At 58.5% G+C, this 25,208-nt stretch carries 4 protein-coding genes; all 4 read right to left on the bottom strand.

Annotated elements, in window-relative coordinates; translation table 11 throughout:
• The 4 genes from ACQE3Y_RS10115 to ACQE3Y_RS10100 are packed head-to-tail and all read right to left on the bottom strand — an operon-like array spanning window position 1 to window position 25,167.
• Entirely contained in the window at window positions 1–1,533 is a 1,533-nt protein-coding gene (locus ACQE3Y_RS10115) for a condensation domain-containing protein (RefSeq protein WP_426981576.1), read from the bottom strand.
• A complete protein-coding gene (locus ACQE3Y_RS10110) occupies window positions 1,530–6,125 on the bottom strand; it encodes a beta-ketoacyl synthase N-terminal-like domain-containing protein (RefSeq protein WP_426981575.1) in 4,596 nt (1,531 codons plus the stop codon). The genes ACQE3Y_RS10115 and ACQE3Y_RS10110 overlap by 4 nt, the downstream gene beginning before the upstream one ends.
• Window positions 6,125–12,652, bottom strand: coding sequence for an amino acid adenylation domain-containing protein (locus ACQE3Y_RS10105; protein ID WP_426981670.1), 6,528 nt, complete (start codon window positions 12,650–12,652; stop codon window positions 6,125–6,127). The genes ACQE3Y_RS10110 and ACQE3Y_RS10105 overlap by 1 nt, the downstream gene beginning before the upstream one ends.
• Window positions 12,652–25,167 carry an amino acid adenylation domain-containing protein gene (locus ACQE3Y_RS10100; protein ID WP_426981574.1) on the bottom strand — a complete coding sequence of 4,172 codons (12,516 nt, stop codon included), beginning with the start codon at window positions 25,165–25,167 and terminating at the stop codon, window positions 12,652–12,654. Before ACQE3Y_RS10100 ends, ACQE3Y_RS10105 begins: the two co-directional genes overlap by 1 nt.
• Between the last annotated feature and the right edge of the window lie 41 nt (window positions 25,168–25,208).

Below are 25,208 nucleotides of genomic sequence, written 5' to 3'. Positions count from 1 at the left end.
TTATCGGAGAGTTTCAAAAGCAGCAGCGTTGATTTCCTGCTGCAACAAATCGGTAAACTGCGTTATGCCATCAAGGTTGAAACAGCAGCAGGTAATACGCAGCACAGGTTTGCCCTGCGCTGAACGGGTGAGATAAATATTGATTGAGTCATTTTCCCAGTTGCCTGCATCCTGCTGATCACCTTCCGCTTCCGGTTGTTGCCAGACGCTTAGCTGCAAAAAATCCTCGATGCCAGCGGTGGGCTGCTGGCGAAAAGCATCCTGAAGGATATTGACGTTGATGATCGGGTCTGCGATCCCCTCGCTGCGCGATGTCTGACGGAACAGCGCCTGAGGAGGTTGCGGTTCCATAAACAAAAAATCGGCCAAAAAATGTGGGTAGAGCGCCGCGCGAGGGCAAAGCGCGGCGTAAAGACTGCTGGCAGCCCGAATCAGCGGCGGCAGCAGGCGCGGGCTGTTACGCCAGCGCTGTTCCGCCATCACGCCAACCGGCAAACCCCATGGACAATCGATATGATCGTAAGCGCTCAATACCTTTTCCCGTACCTGCGTTAACAATGCAGAAAACGTGGTGGCGCTCGCCATATCCAGCGGCACCGGCATCACGCGCAGTAGCGGCGCCATCAGCGTTTCGCTCCCCGGACGATCCCGCCCCTCCAGCACTGAGTTCAGCGCGAAACGTGACGCGCCCGTCATGGTGTGTACTACTCTGGCAATCAATGCCAGTAACACCATTTGCAGACTGACCTTACGCTGCCGCGCCACGTTTTCTAACCGCTCATAGCTATCCGCCGGAAAAGTGATATAGCGTTCACTGGCCTGTACCTCGGTCTGGTTGATATAGCGTGCAGGAAACGTCGCCCATGAATACCCCTGTAAATGATTACGCCAGAAAGCCTGATCCTGGGTTCCCATCTGCTGATAACGCGCTCTCTCCTGCGCAATAACGGCGCTAAACGGTATCTCCTCCTGCTCGCTTAACGGCACCCTGCGCCCCTCGGCTCGCTGACGGTAACGCTGCCACAGCTGCTGGCAAAACAGATGCACCGCTGCGCCATCGGCCACAATATGCGGGAAACAGATTACCAGCACATACTGACGGGGCTGCAGGCGAAACAGCTGTACGCGTAACAGCGGCGGCTTTTGCAGGTCAAAAGGCGTGCTGAGAAAATGCTGTGCCAGCGCAGCGATTTGCTGCTGCGCCTGTGCGGGCGCCAGGGCCGTAAGATCGGAAAACGGCAAATCGAACCCTTTGGCTGGCAGAGTGCGCTGGGTTGGCGTCCAGCGCGAAATAGCGCTGCGTAAGGTGGAATGGCGCGTAATTAGCTCGTTTATCACCTGCTCCAGCAGCGCTGGCTGGATCTCGCCATCAATTTGGATACAGTTCTGGTTATTGGCGGTATCGCCCAGCGTCGCCGCAACAAACCAGAAACAATGCTGCGCGTAACCCAGCGGCCAGCTCGCTCCTTCGTGCGGTTGGTGAAGGTTACGCTCATCGTTGGCGCTGTTGTGTTGCACACTTTGCAGACTCATTGCGCTTCCTCCATAAGCCCCTGATGCTCCGGTTGATGTTGCGCTAAACGCAGCGCGACCTGCTCAGAGAGCGCAGCAATGGTGGGATAGTCATAGGTAAGTCCGACCGGTAGCGCAACCTTTAGCCGCTGACGGATTAGCGCGATAATTTGTACCGCCATCAGGGAATGACCGTTAAGTTCAAAAAAGTCATCGTGGATGCCAAGCGGCCCGATTCCCATTTTTTCCTGCCAGATAGCGGCAATCTGGCGCTCGATTTCATTACGGGGCGGCTGATAAGCGTTACTGAGCGGCGGACGCGGAAACAGCGAGCCAGACTGGGCTGAGACAGCATTGTCCTGCTGCCCTGTCTCGGTTGCGGTATCGCTATCAATCAACGGCAGCCCGCGCGTTGAAACCAGATAGTGTCCGCCGGTTGATGCCAACAGCTGTGTCAACAGCGTCCACCCCTCCTGCGGCGTAATTGCGTGGCGTAAGGTGTTTTCCCCGCTGTCGCCATGCCATTGCTGTAAACTTTCTACCGCCATGCCCACTTCTCGCCACGCGTCCCAACCAATCGCCAGATAACGTGTTCCATTATCCTGACGCTGATGCGCGTTAAGCACCCAGGCATCCTGCCAGGCATTCGCCGAGCAGTAAGCGACCTGGCCCACCGGCCCGATAAAGGATGCCAGCGAAGAGCAAACGGCGAAGAAATCAAGCCGATGCTGACGCAGGCAGGTTTCCAGGACGCGGGTTCCCTGCACTTTGGCCTGAAACACCCGTTGCGAATCTTCCAGCGTGCGGTTTTGAATCAGGCCGCCATCAGCAATGCCCGCGCAATGAAACACGCCATGCAACGTACCGTAGCGCTTCGTGAAAGCTGCAATGCCTCGACTAACCTCACGTTCGTTGGCAAGGCTGGCGCCGATTACCGTAACCTCCGCGCCCGTCTGCTGGAGCTCCCGCAGAAAAAGAATGCGGCGTGATTTTTGATTGCTGACATCATGTTGCGCCAGCCAACTGTCCCATTCGCTCTCAGGCGGCAATTCTCCCCTGGCGATAAACAGCATTCGCGCCTGGCACGCCTGGGCAAGATTTTTGGCGATGGTGGAACCTATCCCGCCAAATCCGCCGGTAATCACATAATTTCCACCGTGACGAAAACGGTAAGGTTCCGTCTGCTGCTGAATACGGGTGAGCTCTTCTACCGGCGTATAGCGCTGCGTACCGCGTAAGGCAATCAGGGTTGCCTCATCGTTAAACTGCATTTCCGCTAACAGCGTGGCAAAGGCCCTGGCCGTTGCCAGCCGCAGATAGCGGGCGGGCGGAACATAATCGATACTTTTACAGCGAATATCGCTGAACTCTTTCGGGATCACCCGGCATGGCCCTATCATCAGCGCTTTGCCCGGCACATTGCGTTCGTCGCCTGCTAACGTATGCAGGTGATTAGACAAGACAAACAGATCGAGGAATTCCGCATCTGGCCGACAATGAAAATGGCGAGCGATATGCAACAACGACTCATAATGTGCCGTGGCGTTTTTGTCCGACAATGCACGCGAGCGTGTAACGCTCCAGCAATGAATAATCGCATCAGGCTGCTGCGATTGTTGCGCAAGGCTATTTGCTAACTGTTGATAATCCCCGGCGCGTTGCGCATTCAACGCGATGTGCCCCGCCGACAACAGGCGATAGCGCCTTGCTTTGCTGACGCGCCAAACGTGCGCGCCCTGATTTTCCAGCATTTGCGCCAGACGTTTACCGCAGCCCTGTCGATCCATAAAGATCAAGACCGTGCGCCCGCGCCAGGAGGAAAGCGTTGACGGCAAGGTCGGTAGCTGCTTCCAGCGTGGCTGATAACACCATTCAGACATCAAAAGGCGCCCGCCTGGAGGTGAAGCGTGCACGCTGCTGACCAGGGAGCCAAGCGAATAGTGCTGTCGCTGAAAGGCATAGCCCGGAAGCGGCACGCGGCGGCGTTGCTGTTGTTGATAAAGCTGCGACCACGCTATCGGCACACCCTGACGCCACAGTTCGCCGATAGCGGCTAACACTATTTGCAGGTCATCACCTTGCTGTTTAATGCCTGCTCCGCCGGGTAAAACCCGGCTATGCCCCTCTCGCCCTGCCAACTGTAAACGCGCCAGACCCGTTAACGCGCTTCCCGGTCCGACTTCCAGCAGCAGGTTTTGCGGTTCGTCGAGCAGTCGCCTGATGCCCTGGCTGAAAGCAACAGGCTGGCGCAGCTGACTGACCCAGTAATCAACAGACGTTGCCTGTTCCGGACGAATCCACTCGCCGGTAACACAGGAGATAAACGGCAGCGCAGGCGCAGAGAGAGTGATATCGTCAAATGCCCTGGCAAAATCGGCCAGACACCCGTCCATCATCGCGCTATGAAAAGCGTGCGAGGTATGCAGCGGCTTCGCTTCAATCCCCCCAGCATCCAGCAAGGCTTGCAGGGCAGAAATCGCCTCACTGTGGCCCGACGCGACACAAAATTCCGGGGCGTTCTCGCTGGCAAGGGAAACCCCTTCCGGCAACCAGTGCGCCAGCTCTGCTGCGCTCAGACCAACGGCCAGCATGCTACCTGGCGGCATCGCATTCATCAGCGCAGCACGACGAACCACAATGCGCAGCGCATCTGGCAAGGAAAATACGCCCGCTATACAGGCCGCCACATATTCGCCAATGCTGTGACCGATACAGGCGGCCGGCGCAACGTCCCATGAGTTCAGCAGCTGGCTTAAGGCATATTCCACGACAAATAGCGCCGGTTGCGTAAAGCGGGTTTGATAAAGCGGTGACAGCCCGTCGCGCTCGGCCTTATCAAACATAATCGGCCGAATATCGCATCCTAACAGCGGTTCCAGCAGCAAGGCGCACGCGTCAACGTGCTGACGAAAGATCGGCTCGTTCTGGTAGTGATCGTGCATCATGCCTGCATACTGCGACCCCTGGCCGCTAAACATAAAAATCGTCTGCGGGTTACTTAATGCTTTGCCGCTATCCGGCTGCGCCAGCCTGTGCGTAATGCCCGCCAGCGCCTGTTGGCGATCGTGACAAACCAACGTACAGCGATAAGGCATCTCCTCGCGCCCCACCTGCAATGTCCAGGCGATATCCGCCAGTGCTTCGTCAGCCGAATCGGTTTGCGCGGCAGAGGCGAACCATTGCTGCATGCGCGTCATACCGTCACGCAGCGCCGCCGCCGATTTAGCTGAAAAACAGAGCAGTTGCCGCGCGCGCGCAGGCCCGGAAGGCGCAACAAAGTTTGACTCTTCCAGCAACATGTGAACATTGGTGCCGCCAATGCCGAAAGCGCTGATACCCGCCCGACGTGGCTGATCGCCTGACCAGGCAGCCCCTTGCTGTGGCACGTAAAACGCCGAATCGCTCAGGTCGATTTCAGGATTAAGGCGGGAAAAGTTCACGGCAGGCGGCAGATAGCGATGTTGTAACATCTGCGCGACTTTAATGACGCCGGTGATACCCGCCGCCGAATCAAGGTGGCCGAGATTGGCCTTAACCGACGCCACGGCACAGCGATGCTTTGGCCCCTGCTTTTTACCATACGCATTCATCAACGCTTTGAATTCAATCGGATCGCCAAGCCGGGTCGCCGTGCCGTGCGCCTCAATGTAACTGACGCTTTCCGGCGCGACTTCTGCCGTAACCAGCGCGCGCCGCAGCACTTCTGTCTGACCGCTAACCGAGGGCGCGGTAAAGCCCGGCTTGCTGGAACCATCGTTGTTAACCGCCGAGCCTTTGATCACGGCATAGATTCTGTCGCCATCATTCATGGCATCCTGTAGCCGTTTCAGCACCACGGCACCGCAGCCATCACCGGCAACGGTACCGCTGGCTGCTGCGTCAAAGCTGCGGCAGCGACCGTCATGCGATAAAATGCCGCTGTTCTCATAGCGGTAGCCGCTTTTCAACGGAAAGCCCACGTGAACCCCGCCGCTGATGGCCATATCACACTCGCCCGCCAGCAACGACTGACAGGCGCTGTGCGTGGCCAGCAGCGAACTGGAGCAGGCGGAGCCAATCGTCATCGCCGGGCCATGCAAATTGAGTTTATAAGCCACACGCGTGGATAGCAGGTCGTTATTGTTGTCCGTCAGCAACGCGCCTAACGCGACGTGGCGCTGAATTTCGGGATGGCGCAGTAAATAGCTCATGACATAGCTGCTGTTGGACGCGCTGGCGAAAACGCCGATCTGGCCGGGATATTTCCCCGGCGCATATCCGGCATGCTCCAGCGCCAGCCACGCGCTTTCTAAAAACAGCCGCTGCTGCGGATCGATGGTTTGCGCTTCCCGTGGCGAATAGCCGAAAAAGCTGGCATCGAAAGCTTCGCCATCATCCAGCACCGCGGCCCGCCGGATAAAATCGGGCTGCTGACGTTCTGAAAGCGGCGTCCCGGCCGCATCCAGTTCGGCATCGCTCAGTTCACGTATCGCCTCAGCGCCTGCGGCGATATTGCGCCAAAAAGTGTCAATATCCTCTGCGCCGGGAAACCTCCCCGCCATACCGATAATGGCGATCTCAAAGCCGTGCAGAGAAGATGAGACAGCCTCGTTAAATGACTCCGCATTACGCATTATTTACCGCTCCTTCTCTGTTGCAAACCTGCGAGCCGACGACGACCTGTATCAACCTGATGCTGAAGCGTATTAAGGCTGACCTCCGGCTGCGCTTGCCTGCCGTTGATATAATCCGCCAGCTGCTGAATGGTTGGATAGTTGAGCAGATCGAGCATGCTCAGCTGGCTGTAGCCTATGGCGCTTAGCCGCAGATGGACGCGTGCCAGCAGCAGCGAGTCGCCGCCGAGATCAAAGAAATTTTCCTGCTGACTGGGCGCGACCACGCCCAGTACCGTTGCCCAGATCTGTTGTATCGCCTGAGCAGTGGGATCGCTTAACAGCGCCGGTGACGCGCTGGCGGCAAGCGATAAATCGTCGTCCACGCTCAGGCACGCCATATCTAACTTGCCGTTGACCGTTAGCGGCCACGCCTCCAGCACCTGAAAACGCACCGGGATCATATAGCGCGGCAGGCGCTGCAGAAGCCAGGTCCGTAGGGCGGATGCATCAAACGGACATCCCGCCTGCATCGCCAGCCAGGCGATGATGCGTTTTCCCTTCGCGCTCTCAACGATTTTTACCGCCGCCCGCTCGATGGCGGGATAGCGGCAGAGCGCGGCTTCGATCTCCCCCGTTTCAATGCGGAAGCCGCGGATTTTGCACTGGTCGTCCAAACGCCCTAAATATTCGATAGTGCCATCCGGCAGGAAACGGGCGCGATCGCCGGTACGGTAAAGCTGCGCCGAGCGTTCCGCATCGAACGGGTTTCTGATAAAGCGTTGCTGATACAGCTCTGGTTGATTGAGATATTCCAGCGCCAGTCCCGGCCCGCCGATATAAAGCTCGCCCGGCGTCCCCACCGGCACAGGCTGAGAAAAAGCATCCAGGATCCAGCAGAGGTTGCCCTCATTTGGTCGGCCTATGGGAGCGATATCGCTGGCAATCGGCCGGTAACGCCAGCTGGTGGTAAAGGTGGTGTTTTCCGTCGGGCCATAACCATTAATCAGCACCAGCTGCGGATAGCGTTGACTAATGCGGGCAGCATGGCGTAACGACATCGCCTCGCCGCCGGTGATCGCCTGACGTACCTGACGCAGCGCCTGCGGGCACTCATCCACCAGCAGATTAAACAGCGAGGTGGTCAGAAACAGGCTTTCCACCTGCCGCTCGATTAACAGGGTTTCCAGCTCAGGCAGAGCCACCGCGCCCTGCGGGTAGATAATGATGGTGCCGCCGTTTAATAGCGGCCCCCAGATTTCCAGCGTCGAGGCATCAAAGCTGACCGACGCCAGCATCAGAAAACGTCGATATTGCGTAAAGTCGAGGTAGCTGACCTGTTTGACCAGGCGGATAACGCCCTGCTGTGGGATAAGCACCCCTTTGGCTTTCCCGGTTGATCCAGAGGTGTACATCACATACAGGGGAAGCGCATTGCTGCTATCGCTGGTGAAAGGCGTCTCTGGCAAACTCCCCTGGCGCAGGTCAATAGCCGTCAGCGCCATCTGCGGTAAATCAAACGCGTCTTGCCGTTGGTGCGTTAACAGCAGCACGCAGCCCGCATCGGTTATCTGCTCTGCCTGGCGCGCCTGCGGATCCTCAGGATTAAGCGGCACATAGACCGCCTCAAGCTTGCTCAGCGCCAACACCGCCAGCACAAACTCGGTACAGCGGCCCAGCAGCAACGCCACCCGACTACCGTGCGCAATGCCTTTTTCCGCCAGCATCAGCGCCAGCCGATCCGATTGTTGATCCAGCTCACGATAGGTCAGCGCATGCGTTTGCCACTCAATCGCACAGGCGTCAGGATTTGCCGCCACCTGACGGGCAAACAGCGTCGCCAGAGTTTCTGCGCCGCTGTAGCCTTGCGGCCCCTGGCTAAATTCCGCCAGCTCGATTTTTTGCTCCAGGGGAACAAAATCGGTGGCGCAGTACGATGTCTGCGGTGCGGCGACCATGGCGCTGAGCACGCGCTGGTAACAGGCCGCTATCTGCTCAATCTGCTGCTGCGTTAAAAGCCTGGCGTTGTAATCCAGCTGAACGCTTACCTGATTATTGACCAGCGCGGAAGAGAGGGTTTTATGTTGGAAATGTGCATTCAGGGTAAAGTGCGTGCCTTCATGCACCTCCTGCACATTGAGCTTATCCACTACGCTTAACCCCAGCGCCGGGCTCATGCGATCGTAAATATGGAAATCCATATAATTGAACAGCACTTCATCCAGCAGCGGCTGCGGACCAAAATGACGCTGAATCTCGGCCAGCGGATAGCAACGATGCGGTATGGCGGCACATTCGTTCTCAAAGGTTTGTCGGATCATCTCCATCCAGCTCTGCCCGGTCAGCACCTGACGGAAAGGCAGGATGTTCAGATATAAGCCATACAGCGCGTCACCGCCCTCCGTCTCTGGGCGACCATTGGTTGGGATACCCGTCAGGACGTCCCGTTCGCCGCTAAACACGCTCAGCACTTTGACATGGGCAGCCAGCAGGATGCTTTTTAACGGTACGCCCAGCTGTTGCATAAGCTGACGCATTCCCTGATAAATGGCGTTATCAAGCGTAAACGAAAGTGATTTCAGGCGTGGCGGCTCGCCCTGCTTCGCCGCCTGCGCCTGATGCGGCAGCCGCAGAATGGTGCAGTCAGCCAGCGTTTGTTGCCAGTAACGCCGCTGCGCCTCATCGTTAATCGCCGCCTGCTCCTGCACGATAAAGTCCCGGTACGCCTGGCGGGGCTTTTTCTCTGGCTGCCACGGGCTGACGCCGGTCAGCGCCGCATAACGATTGAAAACTTCGACAATCATGGTGTGATAGCTCCAGCCATCAAACACCGGATGACATTCCGTCATCGTAAACTGGAAGCTGGTCGCTGAACGCAGCTGAATAAAGAAGCGCAGCAAGGTGGGACGCTGAAGATCAAACGGCGTATGACGCTCCTGCTCCAGCAGGGCTTTAATACAATCTTCCTGAGCCTGATGGTCCAGATGACGGAGATCTTCGACCACGATCGGCAACGCCGCCTGCGGCCAGACCAGCTGCAAAGGCTGGCTATAGCGCTCAAAATCAAAACCGGTGCGCAGGACATCATGCGCCGCCACCGTCTGTGCCACCGCCTGTCGGAAAGCTGCTTCATTAAATGGCGCGTTTATGCGTAAGTGCGAGGTGCCGGTGCAGTGATAAACATTGGCGTCCGGCGCAAGGTTCATATGATAAAACATGCCCGCCTGCATCCGGCTCAACGGATAGGCATCGATCGCCTCTGGCGGTAGCCGCGCCCGATCCTGCGCACTGATTTGACTGAACGGCGCCGTCGATCCGGGCTGGCTGGCATCGCTACCCGCCTGCGTATCAAGCAACGTCGCCAGTTCTGCCACGGTCTGATGCTGGAACAGGTTCACCAGCGTCAGCGGCAGCCCCTGCTCACGTGCGCGCCCGGCCAGCTGAACGCCACGCAATGAATCGCCGCCCAACGCGAAAAAGTTATCATGAATACCGATCTCATCAACCTTTAACACATCGCGCCATAACGCCATCAGCGCCGCTTCCGTTTCGCTGCGCGGTGCCTGGTAATGGCTCGCCAGCTGGGGGCGCACCGCCTGCGGCTCCGGTAATGCGCGCCGATCCAGTTTACCGTTGGCGGTCAGCGGTAACGCCTCCATAAACACAAACGCGGCTGGCAGCATATAATCCGGCAGCGTATCACGCAGTCCGAGGCGTAATGTGTCGATATTCAGGTTCTTCTCGCGCGTGGCGATCCAGGCGACCAGCCGCGTCTGCCGATCGCGGCTATCGGTGCTGGCCTTAACTACCGCCTGGTCAACGCCCTCCAGCCGCTGTAGCGCGGCCTCGATCTCGCCGGGTTCAATGCGGAACCCGCGAATTTTAACCTGATGATCCGCGCGTCCAAGATACTCCAGCGCGCCGTCACGGCGGCGACGCGCCAGATCGCCGCTACGATAAAGCCGGGTGCCATCTTCAGCATCTGCGCCGAACAAGCGGCCTTTAGCAATAAAGCGCTCCTGCGTCAGCGCGGCGCGATTGTGATAACCCCGCGCCACCCCGGCGCCGCCAATGTACATTTCACCCACCACGCCGGGCGGAACCGGACGCTGATGCGCATCCAGCAGCCAGATTTCCAGATCGTCTAACGGCACACCGATCGGGCTTTTTCCGCCCTGCAACGCATCGGCCAGGGTTATGCGTCGCCAGGTGACATGCACGGTGGTTTCAGTAATGCCATACATATTGATAATCTGCGGCGAGGCATCGCCATATTTCGCCAGCCAGCCGAGCAGCGTGGCAGGCTCCAGCGCCTCGCCGCCCATGATCACATAACGTAATTGCAGCGGCGTGGCATCGCTGTGGCTGGCATCGGCAGCGATAAACTGCGCAAAGGCCGAAGGCGTCTGATTCAGCACGGTGACGTTTTCATCGCTCACCCATTGACGGAATTGCTCCGGGGAACGGCTAACCCAGTAAGGGACAACGCTCAGTCGTGCGCCATACAGCAGCGCGCCCCAGATTTCCCATACGGAAAAGTCAAACGCGCTGGAGTGAAACAGCGTCCAGACATCCTGCGGGCCAAAGCTAAAATGGCGTTCACTGGCGGTAAATAGCCGCATGACATTAGCGTGTGGGATCTCAACCCCTTTCGGCGTGCCGGTCGATCCTGATGTGTAGATAACGTAGGCCAGTGCCTCCGGGCTTACCGGCAGGCTGGGGTTGCTTTCCGGCATGGTATGGATAAAGGTGCCTTCGCAGTCGATGCACAGGTAATCAACCTCACAGCTGTCAAACAGCGTCTGATACGCGGCGGTGCCGATCACCTGTTTGATCCCGGCATCTTCAATATAGAAACGCACGCGATCTGCGCTAAGCGCGCTGTCGATCGGTAAATAGGCCATACCTGCTTTTAACACCGCCAGGATCACCGCAGGCAGCGCCTCATCGCGATCCATACAGATGCCGACCAGTTCATTGCGAAGCGCGGGCTGACTTTCCTGTCCCAGCAGCAAATAGTGCGCTAACCGGTTCGCCTCATGATTGAGTTGCGTATAGGTGAGCTTCGCGCCCGCGCCAGTGCTGACGGCAATGGCATGCGGATAACGCTCAACCTGTTGTTCGAACCGTTGATGCAGCGTCTGATCCACAGCATGAACACAGCGCGGCGCGCTCTGCTGCACGCTGGCGGTGATGCAGGGATAAGCGGTGAGCGGCTGCGTATCATCCTCAGCCACTTTTTCCAGCAGAAACAAAAAATCAGCCTCCAGCTGGGCGATGGTGACGGCGTCAAACAGATCGCTGCTGTATTCAAACGCGCCCTGTAGCTGTTCGCCCTGTTTTTCCATTGACAGCGTCAGGTCAAATTTCGCCTGCTCCCCTGCCGCAGGCCGCGAGCTCACCGTCAAACCGGCAAAATCCCAGCCCGGCTGTTGGTTTTCATCAAACGAGAACATCACCTGAAATAGCGGTGAATAGCTGAGATCGCGCGTGGGATTAATCCTCTCTACCAGCCGATCAAAACTTACGTTTTGGTGTTCCAGTGCCTCCACCACCGTGCGGAATACCTGTTGTTGCAGATCGGCGAAGCGCGCTTCTGGCTCAAGCTGAATACGGTAAACCAGGGTATTAACGAAGAAGCCGACAATCCCTTCCAGCTCAAGCCGACCGCGACCAGCCACCGGCGAACCGATGGCCAGGTCAGATTGCCCGCTGTAACGATGTAGGATCAACGTAAAAGCGCTGAGCAACAGCGAATAAAGCGTACTGTTGCGGGCACGGGCACGGTCGCTCAACGTTTTTGCCAGCGTCTCCGGCACGGTGAAAAAGCGCGTTTTCCCGCGCAGGCTAAGCCGGTTTGGCCGTGGACGATCGTAAGGCAGTTCGATGGGTTCAACGCCATGCAGTTTCTCCTGCCACCAGGCCAGTTCGCGGGCCGCCTCTTCGCCGTTCTGCTGCTCATGTTGCCATTCAGAATAGTCAATGTATTGAATGTCAAGCTCAGGAAGCGCGGCTGCATGTCCCTGACGTCGCGCGTTGTAGCAGGCCGCCAGCTCACGGCTGATGATGCCAGCTGACCAGCCATCAGAAATAATATGATGCAGCACGATAAGCAGCAGATGACGACGCGGCCCACAGCGGAACAGCACGAAACGAGCCAGCGGCGCCTGACGCAAATCGAAAGGCCGCGTGCTGGCCGTGTTTAACTGCGTATATAAAGCTGCCTCATCATCCGTGTGCTCAACCTTCTCCAGCAGCAGCGTCATGCTTTCATGGCAACGTTGAAACAGCGTTTCCTCCTGCCAGATAAAATCCGTACGGAAAGATTCATGGCGCGCGACCAGATCGTTGATGCCCTGTTGCAACGCGTTCTCATCCAGTTCACCTTCCAGCTCTAACAGGGTATTGATGTGATAAATGGCTGCGTCATGACCAAGCTGTTCATGCAGCCACAAGCGCTTCTGCGCCAACGATGCCCTGAACTGGAAATGCGTTTCCTGCATGTTGCCCCCGATAAGTTGCGGTTTATTAAGCTCTGGGTTGTTCATCACAATGGCGTCTCCTGGCGGCGCGATACACGGGCGATGGCCCGCGGTTCCGATAAGGGCGTTGTCCGTTTAGCCAATACCGCAGCCAACTGCTGGACAGTTTGATGGTTAAGAAGGTCGGTTAAAGAAACGCGGATGTTGAGTTGATGTTCAAGGCGGGCCGCGACCCGCAGCGCGTGCAGCGAGTGCCCGCCCAGCGCAAAGAAGTTTTGATCACAGGCCACGGCGTTTCGCTGTAACACCTCGCGCCAGACTGCCTGGATTGTGCTTTCCAGCGGGGTTGCGGGTTGCGCAGCAGTCAGGTCATGCTCTTGCGGCGGCTGCGCGGGGCGCGGCAATGCCTGATAATCCACTTTGCCGTTTGCGGTCAACGGTAGCGCAGGCAGCAGCGTGATGAGGCCTGGTATCATGTAACCCGGCAGCTGTTGCGCGAGAAATGCGCGTAGCGTCTCGCATTCTGCGCCTGGCGGCTGAAAGGCAATCCAGGCGGCCAGCTGCGCATCCTCTGCGGTTTGTCCCGGCAACAGAGCAACCGCGCATTGTTGTACGCCAGGGTAACGCATCAGCTGTGCTTCGATCTCGCCGGGTTCAATACGGTAACCGCGCACTTTTAGCTGTCGGTCGCAGCGTCCGTGATAGCGCAGCTCGCCATTTGGCAACTGGCTGACCCGATCGCCGGTGCGATAAGCGCGCAGGGTTTCTCCGGCTACTGTCAGCGTCAGGAATTTTTCTGCGGTCAGTGCCGGACGATGCCAGTATCCGCGTGCCACGCCAGCGCCTGCGATATAGAGCTCGCCTTCCGCGCCCGGCGGCGTGAAGGTTTGATCGTCGTTGAGCACCAGCAGCTGCGTGTTGCCAAGCGGCAAACCGATCGCCATCGCCCCCTGACGATCGCGGTCGATATCGGCCTGATGCACACAGCAGCCCACCACGGTTTCGGTCGGGCCATATTCGTTATAGATGCGGGTTTCAGGCGCGTCCTGTAGCCAGCGCTGCACCGTTTCGCAGTTCAACGCCTCTCCGCCGACTACCAGCGCGCTGACACGGCTTTTCGCAGCCTGATCCAGGCTCTCCTGGAGCAGCGCGAGATGAACCGGCGTGATTTTCAGTAGCTGCGGGGCAGAAGCGGTCATCAGGTGGCGCGCCATGGCGGTGAGATCGCCGTCGCCGGGAATCGCCACAAGGGTGCCGCCTGTCAGCAACGGCAGCCAGATACTGGTCAGCGTGGCGTCGAAACTAACGGAAGAGTGAAACAGGCTCTGCATTCCAGCGACAACCTGATAGCGCTGGCACGCATCGGTGAGGTAATTGACCAGGCTGCGCTGCTCAATCATCACGCCTTTGGGTTTGCCTGTGGATCCCGAGGTATAGAGGATATAAGCCAGCTGGTCAGCGGCATCCACCACCGGCGGTAGCGGTAATGTCGCGGCGGTTTCATCCACGCAGAATAGCGGTTGGTCAGCGGGTAATTGACCAATGCATTCCTGCTGGGTGATGACCAGATGGCACTGGCTGTCAGACAGCAGATAGCGGATGCGCTCCTCGGGGCTGGCGATATCAACCGGGACATAGCATATCCCTGTGCGGCTGGCGGCCAGCATCGCGGCCAGATAGTTCGCGCTGCGTGGCAAAAACAGCGCCACGCGATCGCCTCGACCTAAACCACGCTGATGTAAACGGGCGCTAAGCTGCTCTGCCTTCTGCCGCAGCATGGCGAACGTCAGGCGTCGATCGCCGTCAATAACAGCGATACGATCGCCCATGGCGCTGGCGCGCTGTTCAAACAGCCGGTACACCCCTTCGGCAGGTAAAGGGTGTTCAGGCCCGCGCAATGCGTTGAGTAGCGTCGCCTGTTCGCTCTGATCCAGTAAAGTAACCTGCGCCAGCGTCAGTTGCTCTGCATTCACCCATTGCCGCAGGATATGCAGGAAATGGCGGGTTAACTGGCTGGCGATCCGGGGCGAATAAAGCCCATCGTCGTAAACCAGCGTGCCGTGCAGCGTGGCTTCGCAGGCGGCCACCAGCGTTAGCGCATAGTTGGTACTCTCCTGAGCGCTGACAAACGAGAACAAACCGTTGTTGTCCTGTTGGGGGTAGTTTTCAAATACCACCAGCGTATCAAACAGCGTTGGCCACGCCGTCAACCCGCACGCCTGTTTGAGATCCGCCAGAGAGATATCACTGAAACGCTCATTATCCAGCTGCTGGCGCTGAATAGCCTGCAACCAGTCGAGTACCGGCTGCTCTGGTCGGCTAGTAACGCGCAAGGGTACACTGCCGATAAGCAAGCCAATCATGCGTTCAATCCCGACCAGCTCAACATGACGGCCTGACAGCGTGACGCCAGAGAGACTCTCTGTAACGCCCGCGTAGCGCTGCAATAACAGCGCCCAGGCGCCCTGCACCAACGTGCTGATGGTAAGACGATGGCGACGCCCTAACGCGATCAGCCGGGCGGATGTGGCGGCATCCAGCTGAAAATCCTGCCGCTGCCGCTGCCGGGACGCTACACCGCCCGGCCGCACGGCGGGCAACGGGGTTGCCGCACTCATCCCGCTCAGCTGCGTCTGCCAGTGATGCAAGCTGTTGTCACGGCTGCGGCGCTGCCAGGCGATATAGCGCCGGAAGGAAGGTGCCGCAGGCAACGGCGCGTTTGGCTGATGATAAGCAGCAGCCACCTGCGCCAGCAGCAGCGTTACTGACCAGCCATCCAGAATCGCGTGATGATGGCTGAACAACATGCGCATATCGCCCTGCGCAGCGGTGAATAGGGTGATACGGAACAGCGGCCCCTGACGCAGATCAAACCCCTGCTGCCGGTCATCTTGCCAGAGCGTTGCCAGTCGCTGCTCTTGCCGGGCGCGACAGTCGATAAATTGCCAGCTAAGCGGCATCTGCTGATGCACGATTTGCAACGGCCCGGCTTCCGCATTCAGCTCAAAGGTGGTACGCAACGCCGGGCAGCCAGCAACCACCTGCTGCCAGGCGTGCTTCAGGCGGGTCACGTCAACGTCGGCTGGCAAAGAGAAGCAAATTTGCTCATGGTAAAGTCCGGCGTCAGCCGCAGCCAGCGAGTGATACAGCATCCCCTCCTGCGTCGGCGTCAGCGGATAGATATCGGCGATCTGCTGGTGGCGCTGCTGTAATTGTTGCAGTACATGCCGATCCAGGCCTGCCAGCGGGAAGTCGGAAGGCGTCCAGTGCGTACGCGCCTGTGCTGTACAATGATCAATCAGTGCGCACAGATGGGTTTTCATCGCCTCTGCCTGCGCGGCGATGGTTTCACGGTGCCAGCAGGCGGAATTATAGCTCCAGGCGATAATCAACTCGCCTTCATCGATATAGCTATCTACCTCAAGCGCCCAGCCACGACGATTTTCCGGTGCCGAGCGATATGTCATCAGTAAGTCAGCGACGCCACTGAGCGGCGGCTGATGGAAATCATTATCGAACTGCCCCAGGTAATTGAAGCAGACCTCTGCGGCCTGCCCGGCAGGATCGAACAACACGCCATAACCCACGCCGCCGCGTGGCACGTTGCGCTGCGCCTCTTTGACCTCTTGCAGCAGATCGCCCCATTCCGCCTGCTGGTTAAGCTGCAACGCCAGCGGATAAATGGCGGTAAACCAGCCGACGGTACGGCTGACATCCGGCGCATCCGGCGCGTCGTCGCGTCCATGTCCTTCAAGGTCGATGCGCAGCTGATGGCTGCCCGACCACTGGCTAAGGGTTTTCGCCAGCGCAGCCAGTAACAGGTCACCAACATGCGTGTGATAAGCCTGACCGGTTTGTCGCACCAGCACCTGCGTCGCTGCCCGGTCGAGCGTGATATAAACCTTACGCGCTTCGCCGCTGCGGCCAGGCGTCGCATGCGTACCGGCATCGACCGGCAGTGTGGTCCTCGCCTCCCGTTGCGCCAGCCAGAACTGCCGCTCCGGTGCGGAACCGGAAGGATCAAAGGTTTGCTGTAACCAGTCGCTCCATTCCGCCAGCGAAGCCGTCGCCGGTTGGGCAGCGATGCTTTGCCCCTGCACCAGCGCCAGATAAGCACGACTCAGATCGTTGGTGATAATACGCCAGGAAACCCCATCCACTAATAGATGGTGAGCGCTTAGCAACAGGTAGCTGCCGCTGGCGGCGTGGATCACGTCAGCGGTAAAAAGCGGCCCCAGCGAAAGATCCAACTGCGCCTGCCGCGTTCCGGCCCAGGCGATAACTTCGGCTTCGCCGTTGTCAGGAGCGCTGAGCGATATTTCACTCAGCGACAGCGCATCGTCTGCTGCTACGGTTGCTGGCGCATCAGGCGCGCTGAAGCGCGCACGTAATCCTTCATGCTGCTGCACAATCCAGCCTGTCGCCTGTTCCAGATGCGCTAAATTCACGTTCTCCGCCAGTCGCCAGAGATATGACTGGTTGTAATGATGCGCTTTCTCGCCGCCCAGCGAGAAGAACCAGCGCTGGGCAGGCAGCAGGTTATAGCCTTGCATTAGCGGGCGCGCGCGTTGATTAGCAGGCAATAAAGGTTCAACGACGCTGGCCAGCGTGGCGATGGTAGGATAATCAAACAGCATGCGCGCCTGGAGGCGTAATCCCGCTTCGCGTGCGAGAAATACCATTTGCAGGCTGAGGATGGAATCGCCGCCCAGCGCAAAAAAGTCATCATCCACGCCTGGCGTATCGCCTCCCAACACAGTTTGCCAGATGCGGGTCAGTTGTTGCTCAATCTCGCTTTCAGCCGCCCGGAAAGGCGATGAGTTTTCATTTTGCAGCGGCTGCTGCGCCAGCCAGGCGCGATCCACCTTGCCGTTACCGGTTAATGGAATGTTCGGCAATATCAACCATTGCGTAGGACGCATGATTTCCGGCAGGTGATGTGCTAACTGCTGACGTACGCTCTCCAGGCGTGCCTCGCTGGCGAGCGTAATATAGGCCGTCAAATGCGGGCGCGCATTCACCTCGCGAATACCTGCCGCTGCCAGCATCACCCCTTCGCAGGCCAGCAGCTGCGCTTCCACCTCTTCCAGTTCAATACGGTGACCACGCAGCTTGATCTGATTATCCCGTCGGCCCAGATAACCGAGGTTGCCGTCCGGTAACCAGCGGGCCAGATCCCCGGTGCGATAGAGCTTTTCGCCCGCCTTCGCTGCAAACGGATCGTCAACGAAGCGGCTGGCAGTGAGATCCGGACGGTTAAAATAACCTAACGCCACGCCTGCGCCGCCGATATAGATCTCTCCTGCTGCGCCCGGCGGGGTCAGTTGTTGATTTTCATCCAGCAGGTAAATGCGCATATTGGCGATCGGGCGCCCAATCGGGATCGCGCCTGCCGCCGGACTCGTGCCCGCCTCCAGTACATACAGACTACAGCCCACCGTGGTTTCGGTTGGCCCATATTCGTTGATCACTTTGACCTGCGGCGCATGTTCACGCCAGAAACGCAGCGCCGAACCGGACAGGCTTTCACCGCCTACCACCAGCGTTGCCGCATGACCGGCGCAGGCCGGGGAAAGTTGCTGGCTGAGTAATTCAAGATGCGCTGGCGTAACCTTGGCCATAGTGAGATCGGTTAGCTGTTCCCACGTCGCCAGCAACGCGGGCACATCCTCCTTCTCAGGCAGGATAAAAAGCCGCTTTCCGCTGAGCAGCGGCAAGAAAAGACTGGTTAAGGTGGCGTCAAAAGAGATGGAAGCGTGCAGCGTATTTCCCTGGCCCTGCGGGCAATCGTAATGCTCCCGGGCGTGCTGCAAATAGTTCGCCAGCGCACGATGAGGAATAACCACGCCTTTTGGTTTTCCGGTGGTGCCTGAGGTATACAGCAAATAAGCGGCATCTTCTGCGCTTGCCGCCGGTTCGGGGTTAACCAAATCGGCGTTCTCCAGCGGCGTAATTACCGGCGGCAATAGCAGAGTTTGCTGCTGCGGTAACGCCAGACGCTGCGCCTGCTCAACGCTGGTTATCACTTTGGCAACACAGGCATCGTTTAGCATGTAATGAATGCGCTCGGGCGGATAGGCAATATCAATGGCCAGCCAGGCAGCGCCGCTTTTCACCGTTGCCAGAATGGCGCAGATCAGCGCAGGGGAACGCGGCAACAGCACCGCCACCCGTTCCCCCGCGCCGATGTTCAACCCCTTGAGGCGGTATGCCAGTTGATTAGCCTGTTGATTCAGCTGCTGATAACTGATCTGACCGCCTTCCCACGCCAGTGCAACGGCCTGCGGCGTTAATGCTGCCTGCTGTTCAAAGCAGGTCTGGAGCAATGGCGCAGCGGCGCGCTTTGGCCCATGCGCGAGACTATCCAGCAAATAATGACGGGTTTCTTCGGACAGAATATCCAGCTGGCAAACCGGGCGCAGCGGCTGTTTGCAAACGTTGGCTAACAGTTGCTCATAAGCAGCCGCAAACGCCCCTATTGTCCGGTGGTGGTACAGTGCCGGACGATATTCGATATTCAGCGTCAGCTGCGTCGCTGACTCCTGCACAAACAGCGTCAGATCAAATTTGGCCTGCGGCACAGAGAGCGGCTGATTATTGATTACCGCCTCGTCTGCTTGCTGAGGCGCGCCCGGCGCAGCCTGATGCACAAACATGATGTTAAACAGCGGCGAGCCTGTGCGCCGCGCGCCAGGCAATACCGCATTCACCACCTGTTCAAAAGGCGTCTCTTTATGCGCCAGCGTTTGCCGCAACGCGTTTTCAGTGGCGGCCAGAAACAGCGGGAAGGTGTGCGTAGTGTCAACGTTCTGACGAAATGCCAGCGTATTAAGCAGTAATCCCGGCAGCTTTTGCAGTAACTCGCTGTCGCGCAACGACACCGGCAGGCCGATAGTCAGATCGTTTTCGCCGCTGTAGCGCTGTAGCAACAGCTGAAAGGCCGCCAGCATCAGGGTAAACAGCGTGGTGTCCTGCTGCCGCGCCAGCTGTCGCAGTTTGTCCTTCAGCGCGTCTGGCAGCGACACCTGCTGGTATGCCGCCTGCCAGTCATGCTGATCGGGTTGGGCGCGCTGCGGCAAAGCGATAGTCGGCGGCGTGGTCGTGAACCGTTCGCGCCACCAGCTAAGGCTCGCCTGCCGCTGCGCGCTGCGTTCCCAGTGAGCATATTGCAAATAATTAATGGCGGCGCGCGGCCAGGCACTCTGCGGGTCGCGGATGAGCTGCGTCAGATGCTGATGGATCAGCGCCAGCGTATGTTCATCAACCAAAATATGGTGGATACAGCTAATTAACGCGCACTTGCCCTGCGGCGAGTAGATAAAGCAGAACCGATAAAGTGGCGCATCCAGTAAGGTCAGCGGCTGAGCCATCAGCACGCGGGCACGCTGCTGCAAAGTATCCTGCCACGCCTCGCTTTCAACGCACTCAACAGTCAGGGCTACCGGCGCATGACTCTGATACTGACGCGGCACCGCGCCATCGGCACGTAACCGGACGTTAAGCTGCGGGAAAGCACGAAACAGGCCCTCCAGTGTTGCCGTTAAACGCTGTGGCGTGATCGGTTCCATAAAATGCTTGATCTCGCCGATAAGGTAACGGGTGCTTTCCGGATGAAGCTGCTCAAGGAACCACATTCGCTGTTGCGCAAAGCTTAATGGCGCTTCTTGCCGCGCGGGTTGCTGAAGCAGCTCGCTGTCAGCCTGGGTCTTTTGAGCGATGCGTGCCAGCTGACGCGGGGTACGGCAGGTAAAAATGTCGCTGACGCGCAGGTGAAGAGAGTGCTGCTCAGCCAGCAGCGCTACCGCCCGCGCCGCCAGCAGAGAATGGCCACCAAGGCTGAAGAAAGATGCATCACGATCGATCGTCGCGATCCCCAGTATCTGGCACCAGACATCCGCTATCGCCTGTTCCGTTGCGCCCTGCGGAGGCTCACCTGATGAGCGGCCTTCGCTCTCTGGCTGCGGCTGCGGAAACCGCTTACGGTCAATTTTGTTATTGGGCAGGCGGGGGAATTCGCGCATCATGACATAGCAGGATGGGCACATAAATTCAGGTAACATCGCTGCCAGCCAGCTATGCAGCGCTGAGCGTTCAGGCTGCTGCCCCGCTTTTGGCAACAGGTAAGCCACCACGGCGCTGCCCGCAAGATAATCCTCGCGCACCATCGTTACCGCATCCGCTACGGCAGGATGGCGGCGCAAAGCGCTTTCAATTTCAGCCAATTCAACGCGATAACCGCGAATTTTTACCTGATGATCGAGGCGTCCCAGGTAATCGATGTTACCGTCAGGACGATAACAGCCGAGATCGCCGGTGCGATAAAGCCTTGCCGCAGGCGACAGGCTAAAAGGGTCGGCGATAAAGCGCTCGGCGGTCAGCGCAGGCTGATTAAGATAGCCCGTTGAAACGCCAATGCCGCCGATATACAGCTCGCCCACCACGCCCACGGGCAGCGGCTGCTGAAACTCATCAAGGATCCATACCTGGGTGTTATGTACCGGACGGCCAATATGCACCCGGCTGTCATTCAGGGTAAGCTCGGCATTGGTTGCGCTGACGGTGGTTTCCGTTGGGCCATAAGAGTTGATGAAACGGCGGTTTTTGCCCCATTTATGCAGCAAATCCACGCCGCAGGCCTCGCCCGCGACGATTAATACGCGCAGATCGGGCAGCGCGGCATAGGGTAACGCCGCCAGCGCTGAGGCGGGCAAGGTAACGTGACTGATGCGGCGCTGTTCCAGCTGTTCCAGCAGATCTGGCCCCGGCAGCAAGGCGAGCGCCGGTGCCATCACCAGCGTGCAGCCGGAACAGAGTGTCATCACAATTTCCCAGACCGAGGTATCAAAACTAAAGGAAGCGAATTGCAGCACCCGCGCTGGCGGTGACATATCCAGCAATGCCACTTCTGTTTCCGCCAGGTTGCATACGCCGCGATGACGTATCGGTACCCCTTTGGGTTGCCCCGTGGAGCCGGAGGTATAGATGATATAAGCAGTGTTGTCGGCGCTGGCCTGGTGCGCAGGCGGCCGATTTGAGCAGCCCGCTAACTGTGGCGCTACTGTTTCAACGGTAAAAAGCTTCATGCTGTGCCGCACGCTGGCGAAACGTCCGGCGAACTTTTCCTGGGTCAGCATCAGGCGCAAACCGGCATCGGCAATTACATAGTCGCTGCGCGCTTGCGGATAGTCAGGATCAATCGGCACATATACCCCGCCCGCCTTCAGAATGGCGAGAAAACCGATCGCCAGCGATAACGAGCGCTCAATGCATAGCCCCACCGCAACTTCCGGCCCCACGCCCTGCGCCAGCAGCCAGTGAGCAAGCTGGTTGGCGCGCGCATCCAGTTCGCGATAGGTCAGGGTTTCATGCAAAAATTCCACTGCGGGGGCATCGGGGGTATGCATCACCTGACGCTCAAACATTTGATGGATACCGATGTCATCACTGAACGGCTGGCTGGTCTGATTCCACTGCCAGATCTGCTGACGTTCAGCTTCAGCCAGCAGCGGCAGGCAGCCCAATGCTTTATCGCTCTCGGTCAGACAATGGTGAAGAAACAGCGTGAAGTTAGCGGCCATACGCGCAATGGTGTCAGGCAGGAAACGATCGGTGGCATATTCAAAACAGCCCGTAATCCCCTGTTCGTCGGGCCACATCTCCAGCGTCAACTCATAAACGGCGCCGCCGCGATCGGCGTTCCGCAAAGGTGAAATATCGCTATGACCAAGGCGCGTTGCCGGGGCGGATTGTTGCTGCCAGACAAAAAGCGTCTGGAAAACCGGCGAAATACCAGGATGGCGCGCCTCCTCAAGGGCATCCAACACCTGGGAAAAAGGCAAATCCTGCTGCGCCATAGCGGCAATAAAATTGTCCGCCACCTGCTTCACCAGCGTATTGAAAGAGTGGTGTAAATCTACCTGCTGGCGCAGCGCCACCACATTGAAGAGCAGCCCAAACGCCTGCTCGCTATCCAGCAGATAGCGGGTGCTGACTGGCGTGCCGATAATCAGATCGCGCTGGCGGCTGTAGCGCGCCAGAAAAGCGGTATAGAGGGTGAGTAACGCCACATAGGGCGTGACGCCATGTCGGGCGGCACAGGCCATCAGCGCATCTGAAGTTGCGCGCGATAAGGTAAAGCGCCGCTGCTCGCCACGATAGTTACGCATCGCAGGCACCGGAAAATCGTAGGGCAGCTGCATCAACGGCAGCGGGCCTGCCAGCTGTTGCCGCCATCCGTTACGCAGAAGCTCACTGCGCCCGTGCGCCAGGCGTTGCTGCTGGCGCTGCGCATGAACCCGCTGGCAGGGAACGGCGGAGACTGGCGGCAAGCATTTACCCGCCAGCAGGCGACCATAATCAGCCAGCAGCGCTTGCCATAACAGCGCAATGGATTCAGCGTCAGCAATAATATGATGGCAAACCACGCTTATCAGGGTGTGACTAACGCCGATCCGTGCGCAGTTGACGCGCAGCAGCGGCGCCTGCGTAAGATCGAAAGGCTGCTGACTGAACTGAGACAGCCAGTTTTCTGCCGCCTCGCGCGCGTTTTCGCCCTGTAAACTAAAATCCTGCCAGCCGACGGTCAGCGCTGCCTGGCTGATTATTTCAGCGATAACGCCCTTCTTATCAGCGTGAAACGCGCAGCGCAGCGCATCATGGCGGGCCAGTGCCTGATTCAGCGCCTGCTGCAACAGGGCAAGGTCAAGCTGTCCCTGCCACTCCGCCCGATAAGCCAGATGCCAGACTGACGATGCGGGTGATTGCTGCTGGACTAACCATATTCCCTGTTGCGCGTCGCTGAGCGTGACATTTGCCAACGCTGGATCGTCCTGCGGTGAGCGCTGATGCAACGCCTGCGCGCAGGCGGCAAGCGTCGGCTCTGCTAACAGGTCGGCGAAATCCAGCTCCCGCCCCAGTTCATTACGTACGCAGGCGATCATGCGCATCGCTGACAGCGAATGGCCGCCCAGGGCAAAAAAGCTGTCATCGCGCGCGACGTCATTAACCGGCAGCAGCCGCTGCCAGATAGCCGCCAGCGCCTGTTCGTCTCCCTCTCTGGGACACTGCTGTTCCGCGCGTTGAACACAGCTGCGTAAAGCCGGTTTTTGCAGCGCGCTACGGTCAAGCTTGCCGTTCGGCAAACGGGGAAACAGATCCAACACCACATAATCGGTGGGCAGTAGCGCAGCGGGCAGCGACATCGCCAGACAATCGCGCAACAGCGCGGCGATCTCTTCAGGTTCGCTTTTCAGGGTAACAAACGCCACGAGCTGCTGCGATTCAGCGTAAGCGACCACGGCGGCCTGCTGTACCGCCAGGTGGTGCTCAAGCAGCATTTCGATCTCTGCCGTTTCGATCCGCTGACCGTTGATCTTGAGCTGCGCATCATTGCGTCCCAGCAGCTCCAGCTCGCCTGACGCCAGGAACCGGCCCGTATCGCCGGTGCGGTACAGAAGCGTGCCCTGGGCATCAGTGAAAAACGCCGCTGAGGCATGATCCTTGTAACCGGCGCTCATCCAGGGGGTGGCGATAATCACTTCGCCGCTTTCACCCGCCGCGACCGCATCGCCTGCCGCATCGACCAGCCTGATCGCTACGTCCGGCAAAGCATGCCCCACCGGCACTCTGGCGCACGCGGCATCTTCAGGCGTAACCCGATGAAACAGTTTCGCTAACGTGGTTTCTGTAGGGCCATACAGGTTAATCAGCTGCGTATTGGCCGGGCCATGTTGGTAAAAGCGCGCTACCAGCGAGCCTTTCAGCATTTCGCCGGCCAGCAGGATATAGCGCAAGCTGCGCATACGCTCGGCCGCTTCAGGATAGTCCAGCAGCACCTGTAACAGTGAAGGAATTTGATGCGTGACGGTAATGCGCTGCGTCTGCATCCAGCGCAACAGGTCCGCTGGCGCATAGATCAGCTCACGGGACGGCGGGATACACAGGGTTGCGCCGTTTACCAGCGGCAGCAGCATATCTCGCAGAAAGGGATCGAACATCTGTGAGGTCAGCATACTGACCCGATCGTCCGGCGTGATGCCTAATTCCTGACTTTCCCAGGTGATAAAGTGATGCAGGCTGTCTGCGCGCCCCAGCACCGCCTTTGGCGTACCGGTAGAGCCGGAAGTGAAATAGACATACGCCAGCGGCTGACTGCTATCTGCCTCGCGTACGGCGGCACCCTGACCCGCTGGTTTTTCCGGCAGGCCAGTTTCATCCACGATAAGGGTGGCGAGCGAGCCAGTAAGGTGGCGCACCCGCGCCTGGCCCTGGGCATTGGTAATCAGTTGCGCCTCAGGAAACTGCTCCAGTAACGCATGGAGGCGCTGTGGGGGTAACGTGGGTGATAAGGGTACGAATATCTGTCCCGCCTGCATAATCGCCAGCGCGGCCGTTACCAGCGCCGCGCCCTCATCCAGCAACACCAGCGTAAACGCGCTTCCCTGCTGCTGACGCAGCGTCTCGCTCAATGTGGTGACGCGCTGCGCTAACTGTTGATAGGTCACGCGCGTGTCGCCCTGAACAAGGGCGATGCGATGCGCATGATGATATGCCGACTGCTGAAACAGAGCGGAAACAGACATTTGCCATCCTTCCTTTGCGATATGTGGATAAGGGTTAACGG

This window comes from Pantoea sp. FN0305, assembly GCF_050113845.1.
Taxonomy (GTDB): Bacteria; Pseudomonadota; Gammaproteobacteria; order Enterobacterales; family Enterobacteriaceae; genus Mixta; species Mixta alhagi.
This window is presented reverse-complemented; position numbering and strand designations above follow the sequence as displayed.